This is a genomic window from Asticcacaulis sp. P2_B1 (genome assembly GCF_056404915.1).
Genome location: NZ_JBFUDD010000003.1, coordinates 1 through 17,679, shown reverse-complemented (window position 1 = coordinate 17,679; position 17,679 = coordinate 1). Strand labels below are relative to the sequence as shown.

The 17,679-nt window shown below is 58.2% G+C and carries 16 protein-coding genes and 1 pseudogene; 7 read left to right on the top strand and 10 right to left on the bottom strand.

The annotated features are described in order from the left end of the window. Positions 1 to 6 precede the first annotated feature (6 nt). The 8 genes and pseudogenes from AC1DX3_RS09210 to AC1DX3_RS09175 form a co-directional block, all read right to left on the bottom strand. The gene (locus tag AC1DX3_RS09210; protein ID WP_476988982.1) at positions 7 to 2,514 is read right to left on the bottom strand and encodes a hypothetical protein; all 2,508 of its coding nucleotides are present in this window, start codon (positions 2,512 to 2,514) and stop codon (positions 7 to 9) included. A gap of 102 nt (positions 2,515 to 2,616) precedes the next feature. Then, positions 2,617 to 2,982, bottom strand: coding sequence for a hypothetical protein (locus AC1DX3_RS09205; RefSeq protein ID WP_476988981.1), 366 nt, complete (start codon positions 2,980 to 2,982; stop codon positions 2,617 to 2,619). A gap of 108 nt (positions 2,983 to 3,090) precedes the next feature. Next, a complete protein-coding gene (locus AC1DX3_RS09200) occupies positions 3,091 to 3,456 on the bottom strand; it encodes a hypothetical protein (RefSeq protein WP_476988980.1) in 366 nt (121 codons plus the stop codon). Between the two features lie 46 nt (positions 3,457 to 3,502). Further along, a complete protein-coding gene (locus AC1DX3_RS09195) occupies positions 3,503 to 3,772 on the bottom strand; it encodes a phage tail assembly chaperone (RefSeq protein ID WP_476988979.1) in 270 nt (89 codons plus the stop codon). An 83-nt stretch (positions 3,773 to 3,855) separates the two neighbouring features. Beyond that, complete coding sequence (locus AC1DX3_RS09190) at positions 3,856 to 4,926, bottom strand: transposase (RefSeq protein WP_476988978.1); 1,071 nt, start codon at positions 4,924 to 4,926, stop codon at positions 3,856 to 3,858. Positions 4,927 to 4,944: 18 nt separating this feature from the next. Next, positions 4,945 to 5,340, bottom strand: a complete 396-nt coding sequence (locus AC1DX3_RS09185; RefSeq protein WP_476988977.1) for an IS110 family transposase — start codon at positions 5,338 to 5,340, stop codon at positions 4,945 to 4,947. Positions 5,341 to 5,853: 513 nt separating this feature from the next. Beyond that, positions 5,854 to 7,668: a heavy metal translocating P-type ATPase gene (locus AC1DX3_RS09180; protein WP_476989496.1), complete on the bottom strand. Its 1,815-nt coding sequence runs from the start codon at positions 7,666 to 7,668 to the stop codon at positions 5,854 to 5,856. Between the two features lie 420 nt (positions 7,669 to 8,088). Next, positions 8,089 to 8,193, bottom strand: a pseudogene (locus AC1DX3_RS09175) (cation transporter); the annotation flags it as partial. A 187-nt stretch (positions 8,194 to 8,380) separates the two neighbouring features. Between AC1DX3_RS09175 and AC1DX3_RS09170 the strand changes: the two are divergent. The 6 genes from AC1DX3_RS09170 (at position 8,381) to AC1DX3_RS09145 (ending at position 15,676) form a co-directional block, all read left to right on the top strand. Continuing rightward, a complete protein-coding gene (locus AC1DX3_RS09170) occupies positions 8,381 to 9,556 on the top strand; it encodes a toxic anion resistance protein (protein WP_476988976.1) in 1,176 nt (391 codons plus the stop codon). A 42-nt stretch (positions 9,557 to 9,598) separates the two neighbouring features. Beyond that, positions 9,599 to 10,306 carry a TerD family protein gene (locus tag AC1DX3_RS09165; protein ID WP_476988975.1) on the top strand — a complete coding sequence of 236 codons (708 nt, stop codon included), beginning with the start codon at positions 9,599 to 9,601 and terminating at the stop codon, positions 10,304 to 10,306. Positions 10,307 to 10,335: 29 nt separating this feature from the next. After that, positions 10,336 to 11,283 (top strand): hypothetical protein, encoded by a 948-nt coding sequence (locus AC1DX3_RS09160; RefSeq protein WP_476988974.1) that lies wholly within the window; start codon positions 10,336 to 10,338, stop codon positions 11,281 to 11,283. Continuing rightward, positions 11,280 to 12,059, top strand: coding sequence for a VWA domain-containing protein (locus AC1DX3_RS09155; RefSeq protein ID WP_476988973.1), 780 nt, complete (start codon positions 11,280 to 11,282; stop codon positions 12,057 to 12,059). Before AC1DX3_RS09160 ends, AC1DX3_RS09155 begins: the two co-directional genes overlap by 4 nt. Positions 12,060 to 12,577: 518 nt before the next feature. Continuing rightward, entirely contained in the window at positions 12,578 to 13,831 is a 1,254-nt protein-coding gene (locus AC1DX3_RS09150) for a tetratricopeptide repeat protein (protein ID WP_476988972.1), read from the top strand. A gap of 273 nt (positions 13,832 to 14,104) precedes the next feature. Continuing rightward, positions 14,105 to 15,676 (top strand): carboxylesterase/lipase family protein, encoded by a 1,572-nt coding sequence (locus AC1DX3_RS09145; RefSeq protein WP_476988971.1) that lies wholly within the window; start codon positions 14,105 to 14,107, stop codon positions 15,674 to 15,676. Positions 15,677 to 16,092: 416 nt separating this feature from the next. On the opposite strand, the gene AC1DX3_RS09140 is transcribed toward AC1DX3_RS09145, so the two are convergent. Further along, complete coding sequence (locus AC1DX3_RS09140) at positions 16,093 to 16,533, bottom strand: MarR family winged helix-turn-helix transcriptional regulator (RefSeq protein ID WP_476988970.1); 441 nt, start codon at positions 16,531 to 16,533, stop codon at positions 16,093 to 16,095. Between the two features lie 108 nt (positions 16,534 to 16,641). Between AC1DX3_RS09140 and AC1DX3_RS09135 the strand changes: the two genes are divergently transcribed. Next, the gene (locus AC1DX3_RS09135) at positions 16,642 to 17,037 is read left to right on the top strand and encodes a VOC family protein (RefSeq protein ID WP_476988969.1); all 396 of its coding nucleotides are present in this window, start codon (positions 16,642 to 16,644) and stop codon (positions 17,035 to 17,037) included. Here the strand turns inward: AC1DX3_RS09135 and AC1DX3_RS09130 are convergent. Beyond that, positions 17,034 to 17,504, bottom strand: coding sequence for a terminase small subunit-like protein (locus AC1DX3_RS09130; protein ID WP_476988968.1), 471 nt, complete (start codon positions 17,502 to 17,504; stop codon positions 17,034 to 17,036). The two genes, AC1DX3_RS09135 and AC1DX3_RS09130, sit on opposite strands and share 4 nt — an antisense overlap. Positions 17,505 to 17,679 lie beyond the last annotated feature (175 nt).

Here is a 17,679-nt window from a genome sequence, read left to right as displayed (position 1 = left end):
TCATCATCACGTGCCCATCCTTTGTAACGCAGGCATCCGCCTGTTGAGATTACGATCATAGCTATTGAGATTGCGGTCGGCATGGCCCTTGGCGTCATTGCCGACCTTGGCCATATGCCCGGCCAATACCTTGGCCAGCACCGCCGCCGCGGCATTAAGATCGATCTCGGGCGACGGCTTGGCCTGCTGCACCATTTCGCGGCTTTGCATGGCGGTGAACACCCGCGACCCGCGCGGCAACTGCACCACCTCCGGCCCACCACCATCGTTTATGATGGCTGGGCCACCCCGATGAAAATTGGTACCGTTGGCAAGCTGCGTCGTCGAGGCCATGGCACTGTCCATGGTAGTCGCCCCCTGTGACGACGACTCGCCGCCACCCAACCAATTCCCCACGCTATTGGCGAAATCGTTGAACAGACTGCCGCTGCCATCGCTCCCGGTGGGCAGGTTGGTGCCGAACAGCTTGTTTTCCAGCGGATTCAACACCTTCAATTCCAAGGCCTTGGCGATGATGGCTTGCAGCGCCGAAATGCCGGCCTTTTTCCAATCGTCCCAGGCCGTATCCCCGGCCTTGATCAGGTCCGTTACGCTGTGGAAGGCATCCTGCTCCGTCTTGCGGATTTCGTCATGGTAGGCCGTCTGTCGCTGAGCCTGGGCCGTGATCCGCTGATATGCCCGTTCATTGCTCAATAACTGTTGACCCTCTGCGGAGTCTGCGGCGACGCCGGCCGCCAGCATGTCCTGCTTCAGACGAAGAATGTCGAGCTCATCCTCACGCTGCCGGGTCGTTGCGCTGGATAAGACGAGAGACGCCTGCGCCAATGCAATTTCATTGGTTTGGCTGTTCAGCGATTGCGACACAAACCGGTCACGGCGTTCCGCTTCATCGGCCAGGCGTTTTGCAATCTCACTGGCGGCATCGTCATGAGCCTTTGATGCGTCCGCTGTGTTTTCCAGCTTCTGCAGCGCCGCGTCCTGGGCGAGGATTTCTTCCCTGAGCGCCTTTGTCGGCGCCGCGGCGGCAGCTTGCTGCGCGTTCCACCGCTCGAGCTCTCGGCTGCTCATGCCGAAGGTGGCAATCTGCTGCGATTGCGCGTCGATAACGCGTCGCGCCGCTTCCGTGGCACTATTGGCGGCCTGCGATCCTCCGCCTCCGCCACCTCCTCCGTGCAATGCCGCCTGCCATGCTTCAAATTGCGGTTGCTCCGGTGTCTTCACGACGATGGCTGGCGTCTTGCCCATGCCGCCGTGATTCCACCCGCCGGAGTTCGGACCATGGTCAATTTTCTCCTGATCGGCGGCATAATCGACCGCAGCCTTCCCAGACAAGCCCAGACCCCGCGCCTGGTTTAGGTACTTTTGGTCATCGTTGAATTTAGCAATAGACTTGCCAGTAATGTCGCCGGCGACAACGCTAACTGCAGCTGCCGGATTAACGCTAGCAACGCCAATTTTGAACATGACGCCGCCCACTGTGCCACCCCCCGGAACCTTTTGGCTCAATATGGTAAGCATATCTGCCAATTTTTCCGTGCAATACGCAATTGTCGGAGCTAATTCCGCAAACGATTTCTTGAGGGCTAAGTCTATCCGGCTGGACGAAATCTCGGTTTGACGGTTGAATTCGGCAAGACTATGCACAGTTTCATCGTCCATAATCGAACTCAGATTTTGAGCGCCTCCGGCCATATCGTCCAGTCCGGACGCGCCCCTCTTCAACATCGGAAGCAATTCCTCGATACCCAATTTTTTAGTGATCCGGAGTTGCTCCGCTCGCGAACCAAGCTGGCTAACCCTGTCCGCCAAAATCGGCAAAAGTTCGGACGTACTGTTGAACCCTTCTATCTGTTCAGGCGTAAATCCCAGGGCCTTGAACGCCTCAGACGCTTCAGGACTTCCGGCATTTGCCTTGAAATCGTCGAGCGTGTCGCTCAGCGTACCCAAGGCAGTTTCCATAGCGTCAACCTTCACACCACTTGCCGTGGCGGCGAACGAGATCTTTTGTATGTACTCGGCCGTTACGCCGATGCGATCTGCCTTGCTTTGTAGATCGTCAGCCCACTTCATCGCATTCGATGCCTGCTCGAATGCAAACGAGACAGCCTGGACTGCCGCCGCCGCCGCCATACCTTCAGGACCAAGGTCGGATAGAGTATCGGTAAAGGCCTCGACTACCGACTTTCCGGACACAACCCCCTTCGTGACATCGAGCAATCCGGATTTGAAATCCTTAACACCTTCGGATGCCTTTTTGGATGCCTTGTCCGCCTTCTCCTGGGCATTCGCGGCCCCCTCAATCGCTTTTGCCGCCTCTTTGGACGCGGAGGACAGTTCACCAACCTCCTTGTGCGCTACGGCTGCGTTATCGCCTAAAGTTTTCAGAGCGGACGCTGCGCGCGCCACCCGTGTTTCGGTTTCGCCCCCGACCTTGGCCAGTTTTTCCAACGCCTGGCGCGCGTCCTTGACCTGGGTCGTATCAATAACGATCCCTAGCCTGGCTAGATCTGTCATGGGTTCCCCCGTCATGCATGCAAAGTGGGCAGCCACGCAAACGCGCGCTGTGAAGCCAGCCGAGTTCCCGGCGGCATTAAGATCAATTAAAAATTGAAACGACTACTTTTTACCGTCAGCCTGACAAATGTTGTATGTGGCGTCATCGCTCGGTGTAACTATATGTGCGCCTGGAATACGCATATACATGAATTTTATATAGCCATCGTAGGCGCCGTAGAAATTTTTCCCGTTCATTTCTCCGCAAACCATGTCCGCTTTCATATCGGAATCATTTATGTCAAGATCGACAAGATTGCGGAACTTTACGGACTCGGGATCGCGCATCAAATTCGCCGCCGCCTTCTTGGCCTCGCTGAAGTGCTGCTGGCGGACATATCCACCACCCAAAAAGAAAAAGGCCGCCCACACGACAAGAGCTATGGCCACCATCCCTGCCGCCACCGCGATACCGATCTTCCACTTCATCCCGCGCTCCCTGTTTTCGCCAACAAACCGCAATTCCAGGTAGCCGTCAACCTGTCGGCGGCCGCGGCGCGGTGTGCCATCTCCCTTCTCAATTGCCGACTACAGCAACTATTTTTTGCCGTAGGTAAAACAGCTGGCGTATGTAGCGTCTTCAGCGGGTGTCACAATATGTGCGCCTTGACCGCGCATATAAATGAATTTCACAAAACCGTCGTAAGCGCCGTAGAAGTTTTTACCGTTCATTTCACCGCAAACGATATCCGTCTTCAAAAGAGAGTCATTTTCGTAAAGATCGACAAGATTCCGGAACTTGACGGAATCGGGATCGCGCATCAAATCTGCCGCCGCCTTTCTGGCCTCGCTGAAATGCTGCTGGCGCGCAAAGCCGCCACTTAGAAGGAAGAAAGCCGCCCACGTGACAAGCGCAACGCCCACTATCCCCGCCGCCGCCGCGATACCGATCTTCCACTTCATCCCGCTCTCCCTGTTCTCACCAACAAACCGCAATTCCAGGTAGCCGTCAACGCTCTTTAGCTTTCGCCAACGAACCGAGATAGGCCGCATCCAACGCCCGAATGGCCCCAACCTCCCACGGCAGCAACCGCGCTCCGGTCATCTGCGCCCAGGCCGCCATATCGCCCCAGCTCAAACTTGCCGGACCAAAACCGTTGCTCCCCCGCGCCCGATGCAGATCGAGAAAATCGTCCCACACATGCGAAGCCAATGCCGGCAATTCCGGCGCCTCAGCCAGCTCAGCCGGCATAACCCCTGTCTGCCGCCACAGCGACATCAGCTGGTCATATTCCGTGACGCCATTGTCGTCGCTTTGACGCAGCCGGAACTGCGTCGTCGCATAGTCGATCAGTTGCCCGGTCAGGGCTTCATAAAATTTTCGAGATCACCGATAGCGATATCGACCTGGTTCATCACCCACGGCAGCCGCGTATAGAGCTTGCGCGCATTGCCCGACGTAAAGCTCAGCTTTTCACCGTCCAGCTCGATATTCTCGAACCCGAAGGTCAGCGCCACGATCAGATCGAGCGCCTCGGCCTCGCGTTCCTCGACCGTGACGGCATCGGGCGCCTTGCCGCGCCGTTGCGCCGCCTGGGTAGCGCGAATGCGCGCGTTCTGCGCCTCACGAACATGCGAACGAAAGATCGTCGAGTCCTTGCCATAGACGCTGATAAACACACCCAAAGGCGCGTTGGTGGCGGGATGGCGCAGCTCGACCCGCGCCCCCTTGTCGGATGCCGCAATAGTATCGAGCGCGGAAAGATCGAGGGATGTCTTGGACATAAAAAACTCCTTAAGCATGAAATTAGGCTGGATCACCACCGTGAATTGCCTTTCCTTGTGCCTCCCCGCTTTGGCTGCCGCCGAGGCCCGGGCAGCGACTATCCGAGTCGTCAAGATGTAATTGCAAGATTTGGCACGTATATCGCGCGCTTTTGCATTTAGCTTGACGAGAAGTTTGTGAGCTAAAGCAATCCTGATCTGCATCTTGGCTTTGCCTTTTTGTTCGAGCCCTAATTTGAAGGCGACGAAGTCGGGTTCGAACTTGGCGAGGTGGCCAGCGATGAGGAACAGGATATTCCTGACACTGGCTCTTCCACCACGAATGGTGTGCTTGCCTTTCCGTTTTCCGCTATCGTCAGCCAGAGGCGCGACGCCGACGAGCTTGCTGATGGCGCCATTGGACAATGTTCCGATTTCGCGGAGATCGGCCATGAGAGCCGCCACAGTGCGGTCGGCCAAGCCTTTGTAGGCTGTGAACTCACGAGCCAGGGCCTGCCACAAGGGATCATCATCGATCATTGAGGCGATTTCAGCCGAAAGCTTGTCGCTTTGAGTTTTCAACACCTTGATGAGTTCCTTGATCCCTTCCTGGGCAAAGTCCTCGTAGGCGGTATGCAGCCTCTGCTTCTGTTTTGTGATGTCGTCCACAACCTGCCGCAGGCGTGCCTAAAGTGCTGTCAGCCGTTTCTGGGCAGGGCTTGGCGGCGGCATTGGCACAACCTCCTTGGAACTGGCGAAGTTGGCAACGATCATGGCGTCTATTCGATCGGTCTTCTCGAGGTAACCCATGCTCTGACCGTAATGATAGACGGATCGCGGATTAACCAGCGCGCACGGCATATTTGACTGCCACAAAAGACTGTAGCTTAACCGCTCTACGCTGTCGCTGCTTTCCATAACCACCATTACGGCGCCATGCTTGCGGGCCAAAAGACGAAGCTCTTCAATCCCTACAGCATTATTCTCAAAGCTTACCGATACACCGCCCGTCGAACTGGTTGCAACATAAGCATCCAGACGGGCCTTGCATGCATCGACACCACAATAAATTTGCTTCATCATTGACCTGCCTTGTCTGTGCGATCGATTTTCCACCGTCTATTCGGTCGTCTGACAAACTGCGGCGGATGTCCCTGGCTCCCGGTGATCGCGTGATCAGAGGGGGAACGGGCGTCTCCGCCGATGCCCTGGAGGGTGGCCCGTCCGGCGGCATTCGTCGCTTCAATCGAACTTCTCAGACAAAGTCCAGATACAAGGGGGACCGCACGACGAAAGCGCAGCTTTCTAGATGCGGTGGCGGGGTGCCTTGCTTGATTTCAGCCGCTTTCCCGCTCCCCAATCGCCCACGAAAAAGCCCCACCGGTCAAAACCGCGGGGCTGTTTTCTTTCGCAACACTGGATGCTGAAAAAACACTACCAACCTTACCCTGCCATGTCAACAACAAAATTACGAAATTAGGTAAAATATCGCAAATTCGTAAAAATACCTCAAAGGCGTGGGATCCACAGACAAGACGGCATAAGACCCGACATCAGACCCAGCAGGGAACGATGACGTCGCCGCCTCCTCGCCGTCTATTTTTGCTTAAGCAGCCTCAGCGCATTCGCCGTAACAAGAACAGTCGCACCTGTGTCCGCCAGGATGGCCGGCCACAACCCCGTAATGCCCAAAATCGTGGTGACCAGAAACACCAGTTTCAGTCCAAGCGATAGGGTTATATTTTGCCAGATATTTGCCATGGTGGCTTTGGCCAGGTGAATCATGGATGCAATATCGCCGACTCGCCCGTGAAGAATAGCCGCGTCGGCGGTTTCCAGAGCCACATCGGTGCCGCCGCCCATGGCAATGCCGATGTCAGCCGCCGCGAGCGCCGGCGCGTCATTGATGCCGTCACCGACCTTCACCACCTTTTGACCGGCCTTTTGCAGGTCGCGAATGATTTGCAACTTGTGTTCCGGCAGGAGTTCAGAGCGCACATCGATGCCCAGGTCCCTGCCGACGGCTTCCGCCGTCCGGCGATTATCACCGGTGAGCATCACGACCGATACCCCCAAGTCACGCAAGGCTTGCAGGCCGCTTTTCACGTCGGCCCGAGGCTCGTCCCGCATGGCGATAATGCCCACCACGGCCGCGTTGGCCAGGAGGACGGACACGCTCTTGCCTTCGCCATGTAAAGTTTCGATCTGTTTGAGCACAGCGGGGTCGAATGTCGTTTTTTCTCGTGCGGCCTGCAGGGAGGCAAGGAAAACGGATTGGCCGGCCGATTGTCCCAGAACACCCTTGCCGCCGACGGCAACAATATTGTCCGCAGCAACGACCTCCAGGCCATCCGCTTCCGCTCTTTTCATAATGGCTGTCGCGAGAGGATGGGTCGAGCCCACTTCCAGCGAGGCCGCCATGGCCAGGACGTCGCGTTCGGTGCCCTGGACCGCGACGATATCTGTGATGACCGGCTTGCCCTCGGTCAGGGTCCCCGTCTTATCGATGGCAGCCGTCGTGATTTTCGCCAGGCCTTCCAGCGTAGCGCCGCCCTTGATCAATAGCCCACGCCGTGCCCCCGTTGACAGTGAGGCCGCAATGGCCGCCGGTGTCGAGATAACAAGAGCGCAAGGGCAGCCGATCAACAGAATGGCGAGGCCCTTGTAAATCCAGGCGACCCAGCCAGCGCCGAACAGCAAGGGCGGAACAGTGGCGACGAGCAAGGCGGTGAGAAACACCGCCGGTGTATAAAAGGTGGAAAAGCGATCGATGAAGCGCTCCATCGGCGCTTTCGATTCCTGCGCTTCTTCAACCAGGCGAACGACCCGGGCGATCGTATTGTCGGCGGCCTGAGCGGTAACGCGTACCACCAGGGTCGCCTCCCCGTTCACCGTACCCGCGAAGACAGTGGCTTGCGGCTTTTTGAAGACCGGCAGGCTTTCTCCCGTGACGGAGGCTTCATTGATACTGCCTTCCCCTGACTCGATAATACCGTCGGCGGAAATACGATCTCCTGGCGGGACCATGATGACGTCGCCGATGCGCAATGAGTCTGCCTGTACCTCTTTGAAACTGTCGCCGTCGCGCAACATGGCCGTGCTCGGCAACAGTGAGGTCAGGCTCTTGATGCTCTGGCGCGCCTTTCCGGCGGCGGCGCCTTCCAGCATTTCACCAATCAAAAACAAGAAGATGACAGACGCGGCTTCTTCCGTGGCGCCGATAAAGATGGCGCCGACGGCCGCCACCGTCATCAGGCTCTCGATGGTAAAGACGACGCTGTTGATGGCCGCCATAAAGGCACGCTTGGCAATGGGCAGCAGCCCGACAAGAACGGCTACGATGAACGCCCAATGTCCATATTGCGGAAACAGATGGCTGAAGACCCACGCGGCGCCGGTCGCGATACCCACGGCAATCGTCAGCTTCCCCTTGTTCGATGACCACCATGGACCGTCGTGAGCCTCGTGGACATGGCCATGCGCGTCAGCAGCCGCCTCTTTGTGTCCATGTCCGGCATGCGCGTCGGGTTTGGCTTTTTCCGCCTCATGGTCACCATGGTCATGCGCCCCGTGATCGTGACCTTTATGATCGTGCCCTTCGTGGTCGTGACCTTCGTGATCATGCCCCTCGTGATCGTGCGCATCATGATCGTGCCCCTCATGATCATGACCCTCGTGGTCGTGCCCCTCGTGGTCGTTACAGGCGTGGTCTTCCGGCTCGATGTCGTGGGTGCGCAGACTCCTGCCATTCGCAAGCGCCACCGTGGCACCATAGCCCAGGCTTTTCAGTTTTTGCGGTATGGCGTCACTCACCGCGGCGCCCGTTTCGTGGACGACGGTCATGGCATTGGAGGCCACCGAGACATTGACGTCCTTGATGCCTGGCATGCGACGTACGACGGTATCGATTTTTCGGGCGCAGGCGCCGCAATCCATGCCTTGGATGTTAAAGCGCGTCTGGGCTACCATTATAATCTCACCTGATTCTTCTCATGACCGTTACGCTGCGAACCTATCACAAAGAAATGTGATTTCAGTTTTTTCTGTTCATGGTGTCTTGAAAGGGGATAGGTTAAACCCATGTCGGGTAGTGCTTTGGGGATAATGCGGGGAAGCAGTGGCAATGTCGGATAATACAACAACCGTGACCGAATCTGGCACGTTGACGGATTTGCAACCGGCGCCGACGGGCAATTTGCCTGCCGTGGTCAAGGTCTCCTTGCCGGCTGAAAAGCGCAGCGCCGCCGAGGAACTGGCGCGCAAGACCCCCCTCGTGAAAACGGCGGATCATTCCGTCGTCACCTTCGGTCAAGACGCCATCGCCAGCTTCGGTGCCAAACTCGACGATATCCTGGCTGAAATCACCAAGGCCGATTCGCCCGTCCTGTTCGAACTGTTCCGCACCATCAAGGATGGCGTGAACGGAGCCGACCTGGGAGAGCTTGAAAAGACCATTCGCACGAAGTTGCAGGCTGGCTTCTTCGAAAGACTGCTGATGGCCATCGGCTTGAGCGATCCTGCCAAGCGCTTGAAACAAGTGACGGATGAAGTTCGCGGCATGTTGCAAAGCAAGGCCAAATCCCTGTCCGACCTGATCAAGCCCATGGAAAAGCAGATCGACAGCGAGACAACGAAGCTGATCGGCGAAGTTTCACGCATGAGTACCCTGGCCGACAGCTATAGCGACAACATCGAATCTCTCGGTGTCTATGTCGAGGCCGGGCGGCACATGGTCGCGATGGCGGAGACCGAATTGGCCAGGCAGTCGGAGCTTGCCGCCTCCGGCGATCCTCTCAAAGTGCAGCAGGCGCGCGATTTCGCCCAAAAGCTCGACCTGTTCCGCAATCGCGTTCTGGTCCTCGAAAGCGCCTATGCCAAGGCGCCGACGGACCTCGACTCCATCGGCCTGGTTCGCGGCGCCGCCCTTGCGACCCTGGCGGATACGGTGACATCGGCCCACGCCGAATTCAACGACGTGAAGTCGATCCTCATCCGCCTCCATGCGCTTTTCCAGACGCAATCCGTGCAACAAATGAATCTCATGCGGCGTGAACTGCGGGCCTCCCTGCAGGGCTATGGACTGGACGTCCTGGAAAACGTTTCGGTCGACGCGGCCAAGGCCTCTGGCGAAGCGCGCCTGGCCGATGCCGATCTTGTTCTCGGCGCCGCCCAGCGCCTGCGCGTGATTGCCGACAAGGTCCTGGCCGAAGGCGAGCGCAACAAACAGCGTTATGCCGCGGCGCGGCTCAAGCTGGAGCAGGCCCGGCAATTGACGGTCGACCGGCCGATTGCCTCCTAATCCTTATCAATACACACCACGATAGTGGATGGAGTTTACAGCATGGCGACGTTCAAGCTCAGCAAGGGCCAATCCTTCCAACTCGAAAAGGAAATCCAGTTGGTCCATTCCGGACTCGTCTGGGATCCGCCTGAAGGATGCGACGCGGCCTTTGATCTCGACGTTCATTGTTTTGCCCTGGTGCATCCGCGCGGCGACGCCAACCGGGCGCGACTGTACAATGATGGATCGCATGCCCTGTGCTACGCCTTCGTGCGCGGCCCCGGCAATCGGGAGGGATCCCTGCTAAAAAATGCCGACGGATCGTTTCAAACCGAAGACGGCTCGATGTGGCATGAACGTGACGATCGCACGGGACGCGGCGGCATGGGCCACAATGAACCGGAAGAAGAGGAAGAAGAAGAACCGGGTCATGGCGGCGGACACCACGACGAAGGTTTTCGCGAAGAATTCAAAATCGAACTGGCGAAGCTGCCCGGCGATGTTTCCGAGCTGGCGGTCTGGGCTTCCATCCATGACGCCGAACGCAAGAACCAGCACTTCGGCAAGGTGAAAAACGCCTATATCGAGGTCTGCGATGCCATGGACTCCGAACTGTGCCGCTATCAGCTGACGTCCGAATTTGCCGGCAAAACCATTATCCAGGTCGCGTCCTTCATCAAACAAAGCGACGGCTCGTGGAAATTCCATGCCGTGGGCGCGGCGTCGAACGTCGGCCTCGGTGACGTCATCAACGCCTATTTGCAATAATCAGACGCATTGTGCGGGACCTGAGCATTTTGGAAAAGAAGCCCGCCATCTTGTTTGGGACGCCTAAAGCCCCCTCAGCCCGAAGCGACCGGCCGAAAATATTGGCGGCCGGCAAGCCCCGCAACCGGATTCCCTGCACGCTCAAGGACTTGCAAGCGCTGGACGAAGGCGCCCCGCGCCCTGTGCTGGCGGAAGCCTTGCAGGCGGTGAATGGGGTCAATCTCGACGACCATTATTTTGACGATGTGGTCCGTTTTGGCGCGGCCTTGCAGTCAGAGCATGGCAAACTCACTGAAGCCGAGCTTGATCTGGTAAGCAGCGATGCTTTGACCTCCGTCAAGGCCACCTATCTCGAACTGGTTGAACGTCTCGAAAAACTCGACCCGCAAAGCGTATTTGCCGTTAAGCCGGGGCGTTTGAAGACGATACAACAGTTTTTCCAGGGGGGCATGACCGAGCGTGATTTTGAATTGGAATATTCTAAAATCAAGGCCTTGTCACAATCTCTGGAAGCGTCGATGCCTGTCATCGATGGCTTTGTCGAAACACTTAATCGCCTGTCCAGGCGTTACGCCGCCTTGTCGCAAGCGATCATGGCCCACGTTTTGGCTTGTCGCTTTATTGTCAATTACATCGATACGTCGATCCGTGACGACCGGGACCTGACAACACATTATCAATCGCAGCGCGACGCCCTGGTAAACCGTGAAGCCAGTTTGTCCGCGACCGGCGCGACGCTCGATGTGGGGCGGCAGACCCTGAAAGTTCTGACACACAGCATGGACGAGCTTGGACTTTCCGGCACGAATTTCACGCGCGAGGAATTGCCAGCCTGGTACGCCGCCTTTTCCGCGGCCCTCCTGGCCAGGCGGCTCAATTCGCAAGATTCCGGGATATTTGAAGCGGTCCTCGACGCGCATCGCCACCTTTTGTCAACACTCAAACAGCCCAGCAAAAAGCAGAAAGAAAACCCATGACCACGTTCACATTGCAAAAACCGGAAGAAGAAATTCGCCGCGTCGGTTTTGTCTTGCAGAAGCAGGGCATTCACGAGCGCATCCCGGCGCAGGTGGGAATCAATATCGACGTATCCGGTTCCATGGAAAACCTGTTCAAGTCCGGCGCCGTGCAGTCGGCTATCGAGCGTATCCTGCCCGTCGCGCTGTATTTCGACGATGACGGCCGCGTCGATACCTGGGTGTTTTCCGACAGCGATCGCATGGCCTCCATCACACCGGTAACCGCCAAAAACTATCCGGACTACGTGAAACGCGAAATTACCAAAAACCGCGATCTGGCCGGCATCATCGGAGGCCGCACCGATTACGCGCCTGTGCTCAAGTCCAACCTCATGGCCTACGGCCTGATCGAGGAAAAAGCGCCAGGCGGCTTGCTGGGTATGATATTTGGCCTGAAGCGCGAGACCTATGGCGAAGAAACGCGCTCCGGAACGCCGGCGATCAACTACTTCCTGACCGATGGCGAAAACGGCGACCATGAAGCGGCATGGGAAATTTTGAGCGAAGCCGAACATGCGGAATCGCAAATCTACTACATCATGGTTGGCATCGGCGATGAAGATTTCCGCTTCTTGCGCCAGGCGGCCCAGACGTTTCCCAATGTCGGCTTCGTCAATGTGCGAGACCTGGGTGAATTTGTCGGCAGCGACGACGCCTATGCGAAACTGCTGCCCCCGGAGCTGTGCACATGGCTGAAACACGAACATGATGATGAAGACGACGATCATCATTAGGTCGCGTGATTAATCCCATCCAGGGCAACACACCGCACTGGCAGATGGATGGTGGTCTCGCAGGCAGGTCTTGCCGATGGCCACTATCCATCTGATCCGATGGCACCGTGGCGACCGCCTGGACGATGCGCTCCGCTAACGAAGGGCGCCGCTCGAGCGGGCCGGACCTGAAAAGCCACCTGTCCCAACACCCAATCGCCCATGAAAAAGCCCCACCGGTTCAAAACCGCGGGGCTGTTGTCGTTCGCAACACTGGATGCTGAGGAAACACTACCAAGCTTGCCCTGCCATGTCAACAAGAAAATTACGAAACTAAATAAAAATTATTACTGACGTAATTTCTTGCTCGCATAGGCCCGACGCCATGCTCATCCCACCCGACGCAACACATTCGCCCATCGTCGCTTGTCCATGCTATATTGGCTTTCAACGCACGGTCCCAAGGGGGGAATATGGTTCGGCAAGGTTTGATTTTTGGAATAGCGGGCGCCACGTTCGTTGCCACGCTCGGATCGAGCATGCCGGCCGATGCCTTGCTGCCGCCTCCCCCGCCGCCGCCATCCTACACCTCGGCGCAAATAGCCGACATGAAGACCCACGCCTTGGCCGGCAAAGCCGATGTGCAGATGACCCTCGGCCGTGTGTATGAGGAAGGCCTGGGCGTGCCCAAGGATTATTCCGCCGCCCAAACCTGGTACAAGATGGCCGCCGGCAACGGCTTGCAGAACGGCCAGGCGTCATATGATCAAATCACCTTTTTCATCACCGCACACGCGGCGCGCTATAAGGCAGCGATGACGGGGGATGCCAGGGCCGAATATCTTTTCGCAGTCCATGAACCGCACGGAGCAACCGGCATTGAGAACGACTATCCGGCGAGCTATTGGATGAAACTGTCAGCGGCCCAGGGCTATCGCGAGGCTGAGAGCACGCTTGGCGACCTCTATTTCCGCGCCTATGTCGATCGTGAATGGAATCCCCAAGCCGATGCGGGGCTCGACAGCACTTCGGCGACCACCGATCTCGCGGGTGCCATCATTTGGCTGGAAAAAGCCGCCGTTCAGAGTGACACCGTGGCGCAAGCTGTTCTAGCCGATATCTACGCCATCGACGGCCCGACCCAGGACGCTGCCAAGACACAATATTGGCTGGAACAGGTAGCGGCGTCAGAGATCACCTATTTTACCCTGTCGGCCGTGGAAAAACTGTGCAGCCTCGAATTTACCGGCAGCCTTCATGGTCATGCGGCGAACGAATTCGCCCAAAGCACGCGCATGGATCTTACCCTTGCGCCTGACTACGCCAAGGCGTTTGCCTGCTATACCCGCATCAACACCACCTTCGGTGTGAACAGCGCCGACTACCAACTGGGTTATATGTATCTTCACGGCCTGGGCACAGCGCCCGACGACACCAAAGCGCTCGCCCTGCTGACCAACGCCTCCCAGGGTCGCTACGACGTCATCCCGGCCCAATACGAACTCGCCATGATCTATGCCGAAGGCAGGATCGTGCCGCGTGACCTTGTCAAGGCCGACATCCTCTTGACCCAAGCCATCAAGGCCTGGGCGCCGGAGGCGCTTCCCAACCCTGCTCCGTTCGAACCTGTCCCGCCGCCATGGCCGTCCGATCCTGAAACCCAATATTATGAACGACAAGCCGACGATGCCCATCGCCAAACCGCCGAGGGCTGGCTCACCGATCTGCACCAAGTGGAACAGGACATGACGGCCAACGAAAAGGCCAAAGCCAAGGCCATATTAGCCGAATAACCCAATCGCCCATGAAAAAGCCCCACCGGTTCAAAACCGCGGGGCTGTTGTCGTTCGCAACACTGGATGCTGAGGAAACACTACCAAGCTTGCCCTGCCATGTCAACGGTAAAATTACGAGTTATACAAATATTTTGTAATTTCGTATTTTAGCGCCGCCCGACTTGAGGTCTTCGCATCCTTTTCTGTTATGCTATGACTTGCACAATCACGAAGCCTGGACCCGGCGCTGAACCGCCCAACTCCACTCGACCAAGACGGGGATAATGAAACATGCGCGCAATCATTGGACTGGCCTTGTCTCTGGCCATTTTCGCAAGCGCCGCCGCAGCCGACCCGGTCGTCACCACAGCCGCCGGCCAGGTCCGCGGCGTAAACCAGCCCGGCGCCACGCCCATCGCCATCTTCCGCGGTATTCCCTTTGCCGCCCCGCCCGTCGCTGACCTGCGCTGGCAAGAGCCGCAGCCTGTCGCACCCTGGCAGGGCATCCGCGACGCGACGGCCTTCGGCCCGCGCTGCATGCAACAGCCGCTCTATTCCGATATGCAGTTCCGCTCACCCGCGCCCAGCGAAGACTGCCTCTATCTCAACGTCTGGACACCGGCCAAACTCGACCGCGCGCCCAAGACTAAATTGCCGGTCCTGGTCTATATCTATGGCGGCGGCTTCAAGGCCGGCGACAGTTCCGAGAAACGCTACGATGGCGCCGCCCTGGCCAAACGTGGCATCGTCGTCGTCACCTTGAACTACCGCCTCGGCGTCTTCGGCTTCCTCTCACACCCCGAGCTCACGGCGTCTTCCCCGCATCACGCGTCGGGCAATTACGGTCTCCTGGACCAGGTGGCGGCCCTCGCCTGGGTCAAACAAAACATTGCAGCCTTCGGCGGCGACCCCGATCATATCACCATCGGCGGCGAGTCGGCCGGCTCTATCTCCGTCAGCGCCCTTATGGCCTCGCCCTTGTCGCGTGACAATATTGCCGGCGCCATCGGCGAAAGCGGCGCCCTGATGCAAAAATTGACCCCGCCCCTGCTGAGCGACGACGAAAAGAAAGGCGCGGCCTTTGCCCAAAGCCTGGGCGCCTCGACTCTCGCTGATTTACGCGCCCTGCCGGCGGACAAGCTTCTCGCCGCCCAAGGCAGCGCGCAGGACATGCGCTTCGGCGCGGTGATCGACGGCTACTTCCTGACCGAACCGCCCGCCGTAACCTTCGCCTCCGGCCATGCCGCCCACGTCCCCCTCCTGGTAGGCTCCAACTCTCAGGAACAGCCGGGTTCCGCCGTCTTCGGCGACGCACCGACCGTTGCAAATTATCGTGCCGGCCTGGCACGCACCCTCGGCGACAAAGCGGACACGTTCTTCGCCCTCTATCCCGCCACCACCGATGCCGATGTATTGCCCGCGGCGACCGCCCTGGCCAGCGACAACTTCCTCGCCCTGCCGACGTGGAAGTGGTTCGATTTGCAGCGCCAAACCGGCGCGCCGACCTTCTATTACCATTACACCCATGTCCGCCCGCGCTTCGTGACGGACACTTCGGGCAATCCCCTGCCCTGGGGCGCCGTCCACAGCGCCGAGATCGAATACGCCCTGGGCAATCTCGACACCAACCCGCTCTATGCCTGGACCGCCGACGATTACAAGGTCTCGGCGACCATGACCGCCTATTGGGCCAATTTCATCAAGACCGGCAATCCCAATAGCGGCAACCTGCCCAAATGGCCCCAGGCAACGCTCGATGCCGACCAGATCCGCTATCAGATCATCGACGTCAAATCCTACAGCGCGCCCTTCCCCGAACAACGCCGCTACAAGGCCGTCGAACCACTCCTCTATATGCATTGATCGTTGGGTGAAGAAACAGGTTCAAACCTGTTGGACACGAACCCCGTCATGGGGTCGCAGCACAAACTGACATCCCATCACGGCCGGATGCGAAACATGAATCAGGAACTCCCCTCTCGGAGGCTAAGCGATGCACACATCTTGGCCAGTAGGTAAGCATAAGATTACACCGAATCAATAACTTATACCGCCCCGAGGCGGGGCGGGGGATTTCAGGACAATCCCCGAGCGCCGCTGGCAACTCCCCCGGCGCGCAGCGCCATCTGTGCTTATCTGGCTTATCTGTGGATGAACCCCTTTGCCCATCGCGCCGCAAGCGTGAACGTCGGGCTATAATCCCCAGCGCCACCACAGCCATCCGGCTATTGCGCTTAAGCCGTGCATCCCTGTCAACCGTGGCACATTACCCCTGCCACTTACCCCGCCCCCTGATCTCCCAATTCCGCGTCGATCCTTTGCAACGCCGCCCGCAACTCCGTCTCCGCCTCTGAGCCGATAACCGCCCGCAGGCGCGCGTCATAGGCCACAACCGCCGTCAACATCGTCTGAAACATGGCCCGCCCCGCCTCGGTCAGCGCGACCGTCTGCAGTCGCCGGTTTTCGGCGGCGCGCTTGCGCACGACCAGCCCCTCCGCCTCCAGCGCGTCGAGATGGTACACCAGGGTCGCCCCGCGTAGCCCCACCGCATCGGCCAGCGCGGCTTGCGTTTCCGCCGACCGCGCCACCAACGTCCTCAGGATCTGCCACCGGCTGGCGCCACCGCCCAAACTGCGGTCGAACGCGCGCTCCGCCGTCCGCGCCGCGCGCGACAACAGCAGGCCGATGGGAATTTCGCTATCCGACCACATGTCCTTCATGACCCCTCAAAATCCCCGATTCGACCCTCTTGACAAGTTACGATTAGAATTCTAATCGTTCAATATCTAATCGCCAACCACCCCGAGGAACCAAAGAAGGAGACACCCATGCATCTCAACCACATCAACATACCCGTGCCCGATGTCGCCGCGTGCAGCGACTTCCTTAAGACCTTCTTCGACATGAAACCGCTGGGGTACAAGGAATCCCACGTCATGTCCCTGCTCACCGACGGCCACGGCATGGTGCTGAATATCGAAAACTTCGACCGCCAGTCCGAGGTGACCTACCCCTCGACCTTCCACATCGGCTTCATGCGCGACAGCCGCGAAGCCGTCGACGAAGTCCATCGCCGCCTGACCGAAGCCGGCTACGCGGCCGAACCGCCCCGCGTCTTCCACGGCGCCTGGACCTTTTACGTCAAGTCGCCGGCAGGCTTCACCGTCGAAGTCCAGCACCTCGAAAGCCAGCCGCCCAGCCGAAATACCGGCATCGCATCTTAGCAAATCAGGTCGTCGAGGGTCTTGTACATAAAGGGTTTGCTCTTGCGCTTGGGCGGCTTGCTGACAATTTCGCTCGCTTTCTTCGGCGACAGCCACGCAATCATCCGGCACTGCACATCGATCACCAGTTTGGCGGCCTCGTTCAGCGCCTTGGTCTTGGCCGCCAACTGCGGATCGCTCGCATCGACCAGGACCTTGACGTCCTTTTGGTAGTCTTCGGCGATCACCTGACACGCCGCCCATCGCGCCTCGGCCTGGGCTTCCCGCGCAGCATGATATTTGTCGTGGAAGTCGGGATAGAGTTGGACCCACAGATAGATGGTGCTTTCGCTCGGCAGCGTCATGTCGGCGGCCACCATGCGCTTCAATCCGATTGTGCTGACCGCAATCAGCTGGCAAACCCGCTCGGCCAGTTTTTCCGAATAGGTGCTGCGCGGGCGCCGCTCTGTCTTGGTCTCTGTGGTCATGGAAGGCCCTCCTCAGGCATAAAAAAGCCCCACCGGTCAAAGACCGTGGGGTTGATTTCGTTCGCAACACTGGATGCTGAGAAAAACCTACCAAGCTTGCCCTGCCATGTCAACGGGAAAATTACGAACTATAATAATTAATTTCACATATCGTAATCATGCGGCAACATAATAC